Origin of the sequence: Pseudarthrobacter sp. NPDC092424 (assembly GCF_044754925.1) — a bacterium.
GTDB lineage: Bacteria > Actinomycetota > Actinomycetes > Actinomycetales > Micrococcaceae > Arthrobacter.
The window spans coordinates 59209-71896 of record NZ_JBIVQC010000001.1 but is presented as its reverse complement, the minus strand read 5'-3'; the positions used below and the strand labels follow the sequence as shown (position 1 = coordinate 71896).

The following is a 12688-nucleotide window of genomic DNA, read 5'->3' as shown; positions in this document are numbered from 1 at the left end:
CACCATGCCCAGCCCCTCATTACAGGAAGCCGGCGACGGCGGCACCCTCCGTCCGCCTGGCGGCCCCTTCTCCTGGGCCAACCTCACCCAGACCCTGGCGGGCGGGTACCTCCCGCTCGCGGCAGCCACCCTCGTGGTCTTCCTCCCGCTGCTGTGGATGGTACTCAGCTCCTTCAAGCAACCGGGCGAAATCGTGACGCTGAACCTCAGTGTGCTGCCTGAATCGCTCAACCCGGAGAACTACCGGGTGGCCCTGACCACAGTCCCCTTTGGCCAGTTCTTCCTCAACAGCACCGTGGTGACAGTGATCGGCTCCACGGTCAAAGTGCTGCTTGCCATCCTCACCGCCTACGCCCTGGTGTTCGTCAGGTTCCCGGCCAAGAAGCTGATCTTCGTCCTGATCCTGGTGGCGCTGATGGTTCCGCCACAGGTCTCGATCCTGCCCAACTACATCCTGATCGCCGGCCTCGGCGGCAAGAACACCCTGTGGGGGATCATCCTTCCCGGACTCGGTACTGCCTTCGGCACGTTCCTGCTGCGCCAGCACTTCCTCACCCTCCCCGCGTCCGTCCTGGAAGCTGCCGAAATCGACGGCGCCGGGCACTGGCGCCGGCTGTGGCAGGTGGTGGTGCCGATCTCGCTGCCGTCCATCGCCACCGTTGGCCTGGTCACCGTGGTCAGCGAATGGAACGAATATATCTGGCCGTTGATCATCACCGACCGGCCGGAAAGCATGACCTTGCCAGTAGGCCTCACGCTCCTGCAGAACTCTGAAGGCAATGGCGCCGGCTGGGGAATCATGATGGCCGGCGCGGTGCTGGTGATCCTGCCCATCCTGGTGGTCTTCGCCATGCTGCAGCGCTACATCGTGGCGGGCCTGACGCAGGGAAGCGTCACCGGCTGACCAGCCCGGCAAGCCTTCCTACGTAATCTTCCTCCCTTACACCGCAAGAACGGGCATGGCTGCTCCAGCCCACTGTCCCGGCCCACAGAAAGGCTCTACCTTGGCACCAAACCCAGTAAACCCGGCGCTTGGCCGCAGGCTCTTCCTCTCCCTGGCAGGCGCAGGAACAGGAGCCGCAGCACTCACCGCTTGCGGCGGCCCCTCCACCGGCGGGGGCACGTCAAACACAGCTGCGGACCTGGACTTTAAGGGAGTCAAGCCGGCAGCGGCTATCGACTTCTGGTCCAACCACCCCGGCAAGTCGCAGGACGTGGAAAAGGCCATGATCGCGAAGTTCCAGGAGAAGCACCCGGACATCAAGGTCAACCTCGTGACCGCAGGCGCCAACTACGAGGAGATCGCCCAGAAGTTCCAGACGGCCCAGGCGGCCAAGTCGGGCCTGCCCGCACTGGTGGTCCTCTCGGACGTGTGGTGGTTCCGCTACTACCTCAACGACAGCATCATTCCCCTGGACTCGCTCATCAGCCAGCTCGACGTTCCCCTAGACGATTTCCGCACGTCACTGGTCAACGACTACAAGTACGACGGCAAGCAGTGGGCCTTGCCCTACGGGCGTTCAACCCCGCTCTTCTATTACAACAAGGACCACTTCAAAGCCGCGGGCCTGCCGGACAGGGCACCGGCAACCTGGCAGGAATTCGCCGAGTGGGCGCCCAAACTCAAGGCCGCCTCCGGTGCGCAATACGCGTTCATGCACCCGGCCCTCGCGGGCTACGCCGGCTGGACGCTGCAAAACAATCTCTGGGGCGAGGGCGGCGCCTGGTCCAACGGCTGGGAAATCACCTGCGACTCGGCGGAGTCCGTTGCTGCCCTCCAGGCGGTCCAGGACTCGGTTTACAAGGACAGCTGGGCCGGGGTCTCATCCAAGGACTCCGCGGATGACTTCGCCGCGGGACTGGCTTCCGCCACCGTTTCCTCCACCGGCTCGCTGATCGGCATCCTAAAGTCGGCGTCCTTCAACGTGGGTGTGGGGTTCCTGCCGGGCGGCTCCAAGGCCAAAACGGAGGTCTGCCCCACGGGCGGCGCCGGCCTCGGCATTCCCAGCGGCGTGACCCGTGAGGAGCAGTTGGCGGCCGCAATGTTCCTGCAGTTCGTGACGGAGCCGGAGAGCACGGCTGCGTTCTCTGCCGCGACCGGCTACATGCCCAGCCGCACGTCAGCCGACATGACCGCGGTCCTGGCCAAGACCCCGCAGATCAAGACCGCCATGGACCAACTGGCCGTCACCCGGGTCCAGGACAACGCCCGCGCCTTCCTCCCCGGCGCAGACCAGGAGATGGCCAAGGCCGCGGCGAAGATGCTCACGCAGAAGGGCGACGTGAAGGAGACCATGACCGAGCTAAAGGCGACGCTCGAGGGTATCTACAAGAACGACGTCAAGCCCAAGCTGAAGGCGTAGCCCTTTCGCCCGGCTTTCGATACGCAAAATCCCTGGCGACTCCCGTATTTCGGGGTCGCCAGGGATTTTGTCTATCGTCAGCAGTTTTGGGTGTCGCCGGCTTACGGGATCGGCACCGGGGTGACGCCGAGGGGCACCAAGTGCTCCGCACCGCCGTCGGGCGCTGAAAGGACCCAAATGCCCTTCTCGTGGACTGCCACGGAGTGTTCCCACTGGCACGAACGCTTGCCGTCCGTGGTGACCACCGTCCAGTCGTCCTCCAGCACCGCCGTCTCGATGCCACCGAGCACCAGCATGGGTTCAATGGCAAGGCAGAGTCCGGGCTTGATCTTGGGGCCGCGGTGGCTGGTGCGGTAATTCAGGACGTCCGGTGCCATGTGCATTTCGGAGCCGATGCCGTGACCCACGTAGTCCTCGAGGATGCCCAGCGGTTTGCCCGGGACCGAGGAGACGTAGTCGTCGATGGCGGCGCCGATGTCACCAACGTGGGTACCGGTGGCCAGCGCGGCGATCCCACGCCACATTGCGGCATGCGTGACGTCCGAAAGCCGCTGGTCCTCGGGCCTGGCCGTGCCGACGATAACGGTCCGCGCCGAGTCGGAGTGCCAGCCGTTGATGACCGCGCCGCCGTCGATGGAGATGATGTCGCCGTCCGCCAGGACCCGGCTGCCCGGGATGCCGTGCACCACTTCCTCGTTGACGGAAGTGCAGATCGTGGCGGGGAATCCGTGGTAGCCGAGGAAGTTGGACTTCGCGCCCGCCTCGTTGAGGACGGCGGCGAAGACGTCGTCCAGGTGCTTGGTGGTGACGCCCGGCACCGCGGCCTCCACAGCAGCGTCCAGGGCGCGGCTCAACACCAGTCCGGCTTCGTGCATGGTGCGCATTTGCTCGTTGGTCTTGTACTCGATGCGGGGCTGGCCAAACGCCATGGTGTGTCCTTTCAAATGGCTGAGGCTCCTCCCGTGTCCGGGGAGGAGCCTCAATGTCCTGTGGCCTGGATCAGGCAGCCTGCGCTGCCTTGATGGCCTGCATGACGCGGTCCGTCACTTCGTCGATGGCGCCGATGCCGTCGACCTGGGTCAGGATGCCGCGTTCGGCGTACTTGGCCACAACGGCCTCGGTCTGCTCGTGGTAGAGGTCAAGGCGGTGGCGGATGACGGCCTCATTGTCGTCGCTCCGGCCCGTTTCCTTGGCGCGGCCCAGGAGCCGGCTCACCAGTTCCTCGTCGTCGGCAGTGAGCTGCAGGACGACGTCCAGCTTCTCCTGCCCCTCGGCGAGGATCTGGTCCAGGTAGTCCACCTGCGCGGTGGTCCGGGGGTAGCCGTCCAGAAGGAAGCCGTTTTCGACGTCGGACTCGCCCAGGCGGTCGCGGACCATTTTGTTGGTCACGCTGTCCGGTACGAAGTCGCCGGCGTCCATGTACTTCTTTGCCTCGATGCCAAGCGGGGTTTCACCCTTGACGTTGGCCCGGAAGATATCGCCGGTGGAAATCGGCACAACGCCGAGGCGCTTCGAAATCCGCTCCGCCTGCGTTCCCTTTCCGGAGCCGGGAGGTCCAATAATCAGCATTCTCGTCATCGCAAAAGCCCTTCGTAGTGACGTTGTTGTAGCTGCGCATCAATCTGCTTGACGGTTTCCAGACCAACGCCCACCATGATCAGGATCGAGGTGCCACCGAACGGGAAGTTCTGGTTGGCGTTGATCAGCACCAGTGCCACCAGCGGAATCAGCGCCACGAAGCCCAGGTAGAGGGCGCCGGGGAGCGTGATCCGGGAGAGCACGTACTGCAGGTAGTCAGCGGTCGGTTTCCCGGCGCGGATACCCGGAATGAAACCGCCGTACTTCTTCATGTTGTCCGAGACCTCTTCAGGGTTGAAGGTGATCGCGACGTAGAAGTAGGTAAAGAACACGATCATGGCGAAGTACAGAACCATGTAGATCGGTTGGTCACCGCGGACCAGGTTGTTGTTGATCCATTCCACCCACGGCTGGAGCTGCTCGCCTGCCTGCGGCTGGTTGAACTGGGAGATGAGACCCGGCAGGTACAGCATGGAAGAGGCGAAGATGACCGGGATAACGCCGGCCATGTTGACCTTGATCGGGATGTAGGTGCTGGTTCCGCCCACCGTGCGGCGCCCGATCATACGCTTGGCGTACTGGACAGGCACACGGCGCTGCGACTGCTCAACGAAGACCACCAGTGCCACCGTCAGCAGGCCGATGCCCAGGACGATGAAGAATGTCCCCGGACCCTGTGAGGTCCAGATGGCGCCCAGGGAGGTGGGGAAGGTGGCTGCAATGGAGGTGAAGATGAGCAGGGACATACCGTTGCCCACGCCCTTCTCCGTGACGAGCTCGCCCATCCACATGATCAGGCCGGTCCCTGCGGTCAGCGTGATGATGATCAGGATGGTGGTGACCACGCTGTCATTGGGGATGATCGGCAGCGCACAGCCCGGCAGGAGCTGCCCCGACCGCGCCAGGGACACCAGCGTGGTTGCGTTCAGCAGGCCCAGGGCAATGGTGAGGTAGCGCGTGTACTGGGTGAGCTTGGACTGTCCTGCAGCGCCCTCTTCGTACAGTTCCTGGAACCGGGGAATGACCACCCGGAGCAGCTGCACGATGATGCTGGCCGTGATGTACGGCATGATGCCCAGGGCGAAGATCGACACCTGGAGCAGGGCCCCGCCGCTGAACAGGTTTACGAGCTGGTACAGCCCGCCTGCCGTTTGACCGTTCTGCAAGCATTGCTGGACATTCTGGTAGTCCACACCAGGCGAGGGAATGAAGGCGCCCAAGCGGAAGATGGTGATGATTCCCAGCGTGAACAACAACTTGCGTCGCAGATCAGGCGTGCGAAAGGCCCGGCCAAATGCGCTAAGCAAGCGTCCTCCTGTGGTGTGAAGAAGAGTGGTGTGATGGGGATCTATAAATCCCAACAACCGAGTCTAACCGTTGCATGCGCGATGCGAACAATCGGCGGCGGCCAGGATGCGCCGGATGGCTGCGAAAACACGTCCGGCGGAAATGGAAAACTCCCGGTATCCGGACCCGAAGGCCCGGTTACCGGGAGTGCAACATACAGGCTGTTGCCCCGTCACCCTAGAGGGTGGTGGTGCTTCCGCCTGCAGCAGCGATCTTTTCAGCGGCGCTGGCCGAGAATGCGTGGGCGGTGACGTCAACCTTGACGGTGATGTCGCCGGTGCCCAGCACCTTGACGGGCTGGTTCTTGCGAACGGCACCCTTTTCGACCAGGTTCTCCACGGTGACAGCGCCACCTTCGGGGAACAGCTCGTTGAGCTTGTCCAGGTTTACAACCTGGAACTCAACCCGGAACGGGTTCTTGAAACCGCGCAGCTTGGGCAGGCGCATGTGCAGCGGCAGCTGGCCGCCGGCAAAGCCAGCCTTTACCTGGTAGCGGGCCTTCGTACCCTTGGTACCGCGACCGGCGGTCTTACCCTTGGAAGCCTCACCACGACCAACACGGGTCTTGGCGGTCTTGGCACCCTGGGCGGGACGCAGGTGGTGAACCTTCAGGGCATTCTGCTTCTCAGCAGCCTGCGCCTTATCAGCAGTCTTCTCTGCCATTTACTTCGCCTCCTCTACCTTTACCAGGTGCGGAACCGTGTTGAGCATGCCAACGGTCACGGCGTCGGCGGTGCGGACAACGGTGTGTCCGATCCGCTTCAGGCCGAGGGACCGCAGGGTTTCGCGCTGGTTCTGCTTGCCGCCAATGGCGGACTTGATCTGAGTGATCTCCAACTGAACGTCGGAGGGGACCAGGTTCTTAGCCATAACTAGGCACCTGCCTTCGGGTTCAGGAGAGCCTTCACCAGCGCCTGGGGAGCAATCTCGTCCAGCGGCAGGCCGCGGCGTGCTGCCACTGCTGCCGGCTCTTCGAGGCGCTTCAGGGCATCAACGGTCGCGTGAACGATGTTGATGGCGTTGGAGGAACCGAGCGACTTGGAGAGGATGTCGTGGATGCCCACGCACTCCAGTACTGCACGGACCGGACCGCCGGCGATAACACCGGTACCGGCGGAAGCCGGACGCAGCATTACGACGCCGGCAGCAGCCTCACCCTGAACGCGGTGCGGGATGGTGTTGCCAACGCGGGGAACGCGGAAGAAGGACTTCTTGGCCTCTTCAACACCCTTCGCGATTGCAGCGGGAACTTCCTTGGCCTTGCCGTAGCCCACGCCTACCATGCCGTTACCGTCACCAACAACGACCAGGGCGGTGAAGCTGAAGCGACGACCACCCTTGACCACCTTGGAAACGCGGTTGATGGTAACAACGCGCTCTACGAACTGGCTCTTCTCGGCTTCACGGCCGCCGTCGCGGCCGCCACGGCCACCACGGTCGCCGCGGCCCTGGCCACGGTCGCCACGCTCGCCGCGACGAGCGCCGCCACGGCGGTCGTCAGCAGCTGCGGGGGCAGTGGTCTCAGCGGCAGCTACGGCTTCAGTCGCCTTCTGATCTGCAGACACAGTGTCCTTTTCCTTGTTTGCTTCCGTCACAGCGACAGCCCACCTTCACGTGCACCGTCAGCGACGGCGGCGATCCGGCCGTGGTACTTGTTGCCACCACGGTCGAAGACAACAGCTTCGATACCTGCAGCCTTGGCACGCTCGGCAACCAGCTCGCCAACGCGCTTGGCCTTGGCAGTCTTGTCACCGTCGAATGCACGAAGGTCGGCTTCCAGGGTGGAGGCGCTCGCTACGGTCAGGCCCTTGGTGTCATCAACAACCTGGACGAACACGTGGCGTGCGGAGCGGTTGACGACCAGACGCGGACGTACAGCCGTACCGGAGATGCGCTTACGGATACGAAGCTGGCGGCGGCTGCGCGAAGCAGACTTGCTCTTGTTCGTACGCTTCTTGTTAATTGAGATGGCCATGGTTACTTACCAGCCTTTCCGACCTTGCGGCGGATGACCTCGCCGGCGTAACGGATGCCCTTGCCCTTGTAGGGGTCCGGCTTCCGCAGCTTGCGAATGTTGGCAGCAACCTCGCCGACCTGCTGCTTGTTGATACCTGAAACAGAGAGCTTGGTCGGACCCTCAACTGCAAAGGTGATGCCGTCCGGAGCGGTGACGCTGACCGGGTGGCTGTAACCCAGAGCGAACTCAAGGTCAGATCCCTTGGCCTGAACGCGGTAACCGGTACCGACGATTTCAAGCTTCTTCTCGTAGCCCTTGGTAACGCCCTCGATCATGTTGGAGATCAGGGTGCGGGTCAGGCCGTGGAGTGAACGGGAGGCGCGCTCGTCGTTCGGGCGGGCGACAGTCAGGGTGTCTGCTTCCAGAGTGACTTCGATCGGGCTGGCCACAGTGTGGTTCAGCTCGCCCTTGGCACCCTTGACGCTGACGACAGAGCCGTCAACCTTGACCTCAACGCCGGCAGGAACGGTGATGGGGAGACGTCCAATACGTGACATTATTCTCTTCCTTTCCCGTTACCAGACGTACGCGAGGACTTCGCCGCCCACGCCCTTCTTGCCGGCCTGCTTGTCAGTCAGGAGGCCGGAAGAGGTGGACAGGATTGCGACACCCAGGCCACCGAGCACGTGCGGCAGGTTGGTGGACTTTGCGTAAACACGCAGGCCCGGCTTGGAGATGCGGCGAACCCCAGCGATGGAACGCTCGCGGTTCGGACCGAACTTGAGCTCGATGGTCAGCTTCTTGCCAACCTCAGCGTCTTCTTCCTTCCAGCCGGCGATGAAGCCTTCTGCCTTCAGGATGTCAGCAACGCGTGCCTTGAGCTTGCTGTACGGCATGGACACGGTGTCGTGGTATGCCGAGTTTGCATTGCGCAGACGCGTAAGCATGTCTGCGACAGGATCTGTCATTGTCATGGTGGGCTCTTGCCCTTCCTCGTAACGGTTTCCGCGGAGTGCCTTTAGGCAGCGCCGCCGGACCTTTTACGTAGTTGGATTAGTCTTCGGCCTTGAACGGGAAGCCAAGCGCCTTCAGCAGCGCGCGGCCTTCGTCATCGGTCTTGGCAGTGGTAACAACCGTGATGTCCATACCGCGGACGCGGTCGATCTTGTCCTGGTCGATTTCGTGGAACATAACCTGCTCGGTCAGACCGAAGGTGTAGTTGCCGTTGCCATCGAACTGCTTGCCACTCAGGCCGCGGAAGTCCCGGATACGGGGCAGGGCGAGGGTGACCAGGCGGTCCAGGAATTCCCACATGCGGTCGCCACGCAGGGTTGCGTGTGCACCGATGGGCATGCCTTCGCGCAGCTTGAACTGGGCGATGGACTTGCGGGCCTTGGTTACCTGCGGCTTCTGGCCGGTGATCTGGGTGAGGTCGCGGACAGCGCCGTCGATCAGCTTGGAGTCCTTGGCGGCATCTCCAACACCCATGTTCACAACAACCTTGACGAGGCGCGGAACCTGGTTGACGTTTTCGTACTTGAATTCCTCAATGAGCGTGCTCTTGATGGATTCGGCGTACTTGGTCTTCAGACGAGGAACGATCTTCGTTGCCGGAGTCTCGAGAGTCTCAGTCATTAGATGTCCTTCCCTGAGCTCTTGGCCACGCGGATGCGGACTTCGCGCTTCTTGCCGTTGCGCTCAACGGTGTCGATGCGGAAGCCAACGCGGGTGGGCTTCTTGGTGGACGGGTCTACCAGAGCCACGTTGGAGATGTGGATCGGGGCCTCCACGACCTCGATGCCACCGGTGTTGGTGCCGCGCTGCGACTGACCGGCCTTGGTGTGCTTGGTGACGCGGTTGATGCCTTCAACCAGCACGCGGTTGGTGTCGGGGAACACGCGCAGGACCTTGCCCTGCTTGCCGCGGTCGCCGCCACGCTCAGCCTTGGCGCCAGTGATGACCTGAACGAGGTCACCCTTCTTGATCTTAGAAGCCATGGACTAGAGCACCTCCGGAGCCAGAGAAACGATCTTCATGAACTTCTTGTCACGGAGTTCACGACCAACCGGTCCGAAGATACGGGTACCGCGGGGGTCACCGTCACCCTTCAGGATCACAGCTGCGTTCTCGTCAAACTTGATGTAGGAACCATCCGCACGGCGGCGTTCCTTCTTGGTACGGACGATGACTGCCTTGACAACATCGCCCTTCTTTACGTTGCCGCCAGGGATTGCATCCTTGACGGTGGCGACAATGACGTCACCGATGCCTGCGTAGCGACGACCGGATCCACCGAGAACGCGAATGGTAAGGATTTCCTTAGCACCCGTGTTGTCGGCGACCTTGAGCCGCGACTCCTGCTGAATCACTATTTACTCCTTGCGTCGCGCCGGTTCTCAGGCCGTGGTCTTGCTACGGAATGAGCCTTGCGGAACGGTTGATCGGGGTGTCTCTTGACCTGCCTGGATTTTGCCAGACCAGGCCTAAACTCCCGTGCCAGAAGCAGTTGCTCCCATCCGGTCCAGGACTGCTCCTGGGCGCAAGGGGGCACTATGCTGTGGCACGCTTGTTTACGAGGTTGATGACGGCGCGCAAAAGGCGCCATACAAACTCAATATCCTAGCACGTTTCGCCCGGATCCCCATATCACCCGGCAGCGCTCCCCCGCAAGACGGACGACGGCGTCACGCACGGCAGCCTTTTGGCCCGCCACGAGTGCCCCTCCCCCGGAAAGCCGCGGTCCCGCCGTCGTACTGTTACTAGAAGCGTGCTCTCCGTGACGCGCATACAACCCGTGGCGGTTAAACGAGGCAGCCCCCGCTCCGCGACGGGAGCGAGGGCCACACGGCGAAGCAGCTGCTGCTACTTGGCCTTCTCGAGGATTTCCACGAGCCGCCAGTTCTTGGTGGCGGACAGCGGACGGGTCTCGGCGATGACAACGAGGTCGCCGATGCCGGCGGTGTTGTTCTCATCGTGTGCCTTGACCTTGGAGGTACGGCGGATGACCTTGCCGTACAGTGCGTGCTTCACGCGGTCCTCAACCTGGACAACGATGGTCTTTTCCATCTTGTCCGAGACCACGTAGCCGCGACGCGTCTTGCGGTAACCGCGCTGCTCAGCCGTGGCTGCGGTAGCAGTTTCCGTCACGTTCTGGTCCTTTTCACTCACTTGGCATCCTCCTCGGTCTCAACCGTTTCAGCCTTTTCGGCCTTCTTGGTTGCAGCCTTCTTGGACTTCTTCTCTTCCTTGGCTTCCACAACCGGTGCGGCAACCTCGGCACGAATGCCCAGCTCGCGCTCACGGAGAACGGTGTAGATGCGGGCGATGTCCTTCTTTACCGCGCGCAGACGACCGTGGTTCTCCAGCTGACCGGTGGCGGACTGGAAACGCAGGTTGAACAGCTCTTCCTTGGCCTTGCGGAGTTCTTCAACGAGACGCTCGTTGTCGAAACCGTCCAGCTGTGCGGGAGCCAGATCCTTGGATCCTACTGCCATTTCTATTCACCACCTTCGCGACGCAGAATGCGTGCCTTCAACGGGAGCTTGTGGATTGCCAGGCGGAGTGCCTCGCGTGCTACCGATTCTTCGACGCCGGAGATCTCGAAGAGAACCCGACCCGGCTTGACGTTTGCGACCCACCATTCCGGCGAACCCTTACCGGAACCCATGCGGGTTTCGGCCGGCTTCTTGGTCAGGGGACGGTCCGGGTAGATGTTGATCCAGACCTTGCCGCCACGCTTGATGTGGCGGGTCATCGCGATACGTGCAGACTCGATCTGCCGGTTCGTGACGTATGCCGGGCTCAGGGCCTGGATGCCGTACTCACCGAAGGTGACCTTGGTGCCGCCCGTAGCAGCGCCGGAACGACCCGGGTGGTGCTGCTTGCGGTGCTTGACTCGACGTGGGATAAGCATTTAAGCCTGTCCTCCTTCTACTGCTGCAGCGGGTGCAGCCTCAACCGCGGGTGCCTCGGCAGCGGGAGCTGCTTCGGCGGCCGGACGGTCGTTACGACGGCGGCGGTCACCACGGTCAGCGCCACCCGGACGGCCCGGACGGTCGCCGGAGCGGCCGCGGGACGGGGCGGAAGCGGCCTGCTGGGCCAGTTCCTTGGCGGTGACGTCACCCTTGTAGATCCAGACCTTCACGCCAATGCGGCCGAAGGTGGTCTTGGCTTCGTAGAAGCCATAGTCGATGTTCGCGCGGAGGGTGTGCAGGGGCACACGGCCTTCACGGTAGAACTCCGAGCGGGACATTTCAGCGCCACCCAGTCGACCGGAGCAGGCGATACGGATGCCCTTGGCACCTGCACGCTGTGCGGACTGCATGGCCTTCTTCATCGCACGGCGGAAAGCCACGCGGGAAGTCAGCTGTTCAGCAACGCCCTGGGCAACAAGCTGTGCTTCCATCTCGGGGTTCTTGACCTCGAGGATGTTCAGCTGTACCTGCTTGCCGGTGAGCTTTTCGAGCTCGCCGCGGATGCGGTCTGCTTCTGCTCCACGGCGGCCGATAACGATGCCGGGACGGGCCGTGTGGATGTCCACGCGGACGCGGTCACGGGTGCGCTCGATCTCGACCTTGGCGATGCCGGCGCGCTCCATGCCCGTGGACATGAGCTGGCGGATGCGGATGTCTTCGCGAACGAAGTCCTTGTACCGCTGTCCGGCCTTGGTGCTGTCAGCGAACCAGTGCGATACGTGATCGGTGGTGATGCCGAGTCGGAACCCGTGCGGGTTTACTTTCTGTCCCACTTAGCGAGCCTCCTCTTTCTCCGGGGTAGCGACTACCACGGTGATGTGGCTGGTGCGCTTCTTGATCTGAAATGCACGACCCTGGGCACGCGGCTGGAACCGCTTCATGGTCGGGCCTTCATCAACAAACGCTTCGCTGATGATGAGGTCACCTTCGTCAAACGCAACACCGTCGCGGTCCGCGAGGACCCGGGCGTTGGAGATTGCCGACTGTACTACCTTGAATACCGGCTCCGAAGCTGCCTGCGGGGCAAACTTCAGAATTGCCAGAGCCTCATTCGCTTGCAATCCACGAACAAGGTTGACGACGCGCCGGGCCTTCATAGGCGTTACGCGGATGTGACGCGCAATTGCCTTGGCTTCCATTGCTTTCCTTCTCTCGTCTTTGACGTAAGTGCAGGCGCCTAGCGGCGCTTGCCCTTACGGTCGTCCTTGACATGGCCGCGGAAAGTCCGCGTGGGAGCGAATTCGCCGAGCTTGTGCCCGACCATCGACTCAGTGACAAACACCGGAATGTGCTTGCGTCCGTCGTGTACGGCGATCGTGTGTCCGAGCATGTCGGGGATGATCATCGAACGGCGGGACCAGGTCTTGATGACGTTCTTGGTGCCCTTTTCGTTTTCCCTGGCTACCTTCACAAAGAGGTGCTGGTCAACGAAAGGACCTTTTTTCAGGCTGCGTGGCATGTGTCCAGGC

Annotated in this window: 20 protein-coding genes; 2 read left to right on the top strand and 18 right to left on the bottom strand. The window is 62.4% G+C overall.

The features are described from left to right. Nucleotides 1-4 precede the first annotated feature (4 nt). Nucleotides 5-904: a carbohydrate ABC transporter permease gene (locus ACIQCN_RS00405; RefSeq protein ID WP_400609319.1), complete on the top strand. Its 900-nt coding sequence runs from the start codon at nucleotides 5-7 to the stop codon at nucleotides 902-904. Nucleotides 905-1004: 100 nt separating this feature from the next. Next, a complete protein-coding gene (locus ACIQCN_RS00400) occupies nucleotides 1005-2363 on the top strand; it encodes an ABC transporter substrate-binding protein (protein ID WP_400608856.1) in 1359 nt (452 codons plus the stop codon). 101 nt (nucleotides 2364-2464) lie between these two features. Here ACIQCN_RS00400 and map read toward each other — a convergent pair whose 3' ends face one another. The 18 genes from map to rpsS all read right to left on the bottom strand — a co-directional run bounded on the left by map (nucleotide 2465) and on the right by rpsS (nucleotide 12678). Continuing rightward, complete coding sequence (gene map / locus ACIQCN_RS00395) at nucleotides 2465-3292, bottom strand: type I methionyl aminopeptidase (protein WP_400604394.1); 828 nt, start codon at nucleotides 3290-3292, stop codon at nucleotides 2465-2467. Between the two features lie 70 nt (nucleotides 3293-3362). Beyond that, on the bottom strand, nucleotides 3363-3932 hold the full coding sequence (locus tag ACIQCN_RS00390; RefSeq protein WP_400605428.1) for an adenylate kinase: 570 nt from the start codon (nucleotides 3930-3932) through the stop codon (nucleotides 3363-3365). Between the two features lie 5 nt (nucleotides 3933-3937). Next, nucleotides 3938-5248, bottom strand: a complete 1311-nt coding sequence (gene secY / locus ACIQCN_RS00385; RefSeq protein ID WP_400604396.1) for a preprotein translocase subunit SecY — start codon at nucleotides 5246-5248, stop codon at nucleotides 3938-3940. A 217-nt stretch (nucleotides 5249-5465) separates the two neighbouring features. Further along, a complete protein-coding gene (gene rplO / locus ACIQCN_RS00380) occupies nucleotides 5466-5951 on the bottom strand; it encodes a 50S ribosomal protein L15 (RefSeq protein ID WP_400604398.1) in 486 nt (161 codons plus the stop codon). Continuing rightward, nucleotides 5952-6158, bottom strand: a complete 207-nt coding sequence (rpmD, locus tag ACIQCN_RS00375) for a 50S ribosomal protein L30 (RefSeq protein ID WP_377214673.1) — start codon at nucleotides 6156-6158, stop codon at nucleotides 5952-5954. It abuts the gene before it with no gap. A gap of 2 nt (nucleotides 6159-6160) precedes the next feature. Next, on the bottom strand, nucleotides 6161-6883 hold the full coding sequence (gene rpsE / locus ACIQCN_RS00370; RefSeq protein WP_377214672.1) for a 30S ribosomal protein S5: 723 nt from the start codon (nucleotides 6881-6883) through the stop codon (nucleotides 6161-6163). Continuing rightward, on the bottom strand, nucleotides 6880-7263 hold the full coding sequence (rplR, locus tag ACIQCN_RS00365) for a 50S ribosomal protein L18 (RefSeq protein WP_079596676.1): 384 nt from the start codon (nucleotides 7261-7263) through the stop codon (nucleotides 6880-6882). Before rplR ends, rpsE begins: the two co-directional genes overlap by 4 nt. Before the next feature lie 2 nt (nucleotides 7264-7265). Then, a complete protein-coding gene (gene rplF, locus ACIQCN_RS00360) occupies nucleotides 7266-7802 on the bottom strand; it encodes a 50S ribosomal protein L6 (protein ID WP_400604399.1) in 537 nt (178 codons plus the stop codon). Between the two features lie 18 nt (nucleotides 7803-7820). Next, nucleotides 7821-8219 carry a 30S ribosomal protein S8 gene (gene rpsH, locus ACIQCN_RS00355; RefSeq protein WP_079596674.1) on the bottom strand — a complete coding sequence of 133 codons (399 nt, stop codon included), beginning with the start codon at nucleotides 8217-8219 and terminating at the stop codon, nucleotides 7821-7823. 79 nt (nucleotides 8220-8298) lie between these two features. Then, nucleotides 8299-8880, bottom strand: coding sequence for a 50S ribosomal protein L5 (gene rplE, locus ACIQCN_RS00350; protein ID WP_066277862.1), 582 nt, complete (start codon nucleotides 8878-8880; stop codon nucleotides 8299-8301). Next, a complete protein-coding gene (rplX, locus tag ACIQCN_RS00345; RefSeq protein WP_400604401.1) occupies nucleotides 8880-9242 on the bottom strand; it encodes a 50S ribosomal protein L24 in 363 nt (120 codons plus the stop codon). Before rplX ends, rplE begins: the two co-directional genes overlap by 1 nt. A 3-nt stretch (nucleotides 9243-9245) precedes the next feature. Continuing rightward, complete coding sequence (gene rplN / locus ACIQCN_RS00340; RefSeq protein WP_009358299.1) at nucleotides 9246-9614, bottom strand: 50S ribosomal protein L14; 369 nt, start codon at nucleotides 9612-9614, stop codon at nucleotides 9246-9248. 493 nt (nucleotides 9615-10107) lie between these two features. Then, a complete protein-coding gene (gene rpsQ, locus ACIQCN_RS00335; protein ID WP_009358300.1) occupies nucleotides 10108-10413 on the bottom strand; it encodes a 30S ribosomal protein S17 in 306 nt (101 codons plus the stop codon). Continuing rightward, nucleotides 10410-10739, bottom strand: coding sequence for a 50S ribosomal protein L29 (gene rpmC / locus ACIQCN_RS00330; protein ID WP_018760452.1), 330 nt, complete (start codon nucleotides 10737-10739; stop codon nucleotides 10410-10412). The genes rpsQ and rpmC overlap by 4 nt, the downstream gene beginning before the upstream one ends. A 2-nt stretch (nucleotides 10740-10741) precedes the next feature. Continuing rightward, nucleotides 10742-11158, bottom strand: a complete 417-nt coding sequence (gene rplP / locus ACIQCN_RS00325; RefSeq protein ID WP_050054315.1) for a 50S ribosomal protein L16 — start codon at nucleotides 11156-11158, stop codon at nucleotides 10742-10744. Next, nucleotides 11159-11992, bottom strand: a complete 834-nt coding sequence (gene rpsC / locus ACIQCN_RS00320; RefSeq protein WP_400604403.1) for a 30S ribosomal protein S3 — start codon at nucleotides 11990-11992, stop codon at nucleotides 11159-11161. It abuts the gene before it with no gap. Continuing rightward, nucleotides 11993-12358 carry a 50S ribosomal protein L22 gene (gene rplV, locus ACIQCN_RS00315; RefSeq protein WP_009358304.1) on the bottom strand — a complete coding sequence of 122 codons (366 nt, stop codon included), beginning with the start codon at nucleotides 12356-12358 and terminating at the stop codon, nucleotides 11993-11995. Between the two features lie 38 nt (nucleotides 12359-12396). Beyond that, nucleotides 12397-12678: a 30S ribosomal protein S19 gene (gene rpsS, locus ACIQCN_RS00310; RefSeq protein WP_003803803.1), complete on the bottom strand. Its 282-nt coding sequence runs from the start codon at nucleotides 12676-12678 to the stop codon at nucleotides 12397-12399. Nucleotides 12679-12688 lie beyond the last annotated feature (10 nt).

What these genes read in the sequence shown, in the direction of transcription:
- ACIQCN_RS00405 (WP_400609319.1), top strand. Translation starts at nt 5, where the DNA reads ATGCCCAGCCCCTCATTACAGGAAGCCGGCGACGGCGGCACCCTCCGT.
- map (WP_400604394.1), bottom strand. Translation starts at nt 3,292, where the DNA reads ATGGCGTTTGGCCAGCCCCGCATCGAGTACAAGACCAACGAGCAAATG.
- ACIQCN_RS00390 (WP_400605428.1), bottom strand. Translation starts at nt 3,932, where the DNA reads ATGCTGATTATTGGACCTCCCGGCTCCGGAAAGGGAACGCAGGCGGAG.
- rplO (WP_400604398.1), bottom strand. Translation starts at nt 5,951, where the DNA reads ATGGCAGAGAAGACTGCTGATAAGGCGCAGGCTGCTGAGAAGCAGAAT.
- rpmD (WP_377214673.1), bottom strand. Translation starts at nt 6,158, where the DNA reads ATGGCTAAGAACCTGGTCCCCTCCGACGTTCAGTTGGAGATCACTCAG.
- rplR (WP_079596676.1), bottom strand. Translation starts at nt 7,263, where the DNA reads ATGGCCATCTCAATTAACAAGAAGCGTACGAACAAGAGCAAGTCTGCT.
- rplF (WP_400604399.1), bottom strand. Translation starts at nt 7,802, where the DNA reads ATGTCACGTATTGGACGTCTCCCCATCACCGTTCCTGCCGGCGTTGAG.
- rpsH (WP_079596674.1), bottom strand. Translation starts at nt 8,219, where the DNA reads ATGACAATGACAGATCCTGTCGCAGACATGCTTACGCGTCTGCGCAAT.
- rplE (WP_066277862.1), bottom strand. Translation starts at nt 8,880, where the DNA reads ATGACTGAGACTCTCGAGACTCCGGCAACGAAGATCGTTCCTCGTCTG.
- rplX (WP_400604401.1), bottom strand. Translation starts at nt 9,242, where the DNA reads ATGGCTTCTAAGATCAAGAAGGGTGACCTCGTTCAGGTCATCACTGGC.
- rpmC (WP_018760452.1), bottom strand. Translation starts at nt 10,739, where the DNA reads ATGGCAGTAGGATCCAAGGATCTGGCTCCCGCACAGCTGGACGGTTTC.
- rplP (WP_050054315.1), bottom strand. Translation starts at nt 11,158, where the DNA reads ATGCTTATCCCACGTCGAGTCAAGCACCGCAAGCAGCACCACCCGGGT.
- rplV (WP_009358304.1), bottom strand. Translation starts at nt 12,358, where the DNA reads ATGGAAGCCAAGGCAATTGCGCGTCACATCCGCGTAACGCCTATGAAG.
- rpsS (WP_003803803.1), bottom strand. Translation starts at nt 12,678, where the DNA reads ATGCCACGCAGCCTGAAAAAAGGTCCTTTCGTTGACCAGCACCTCTTT.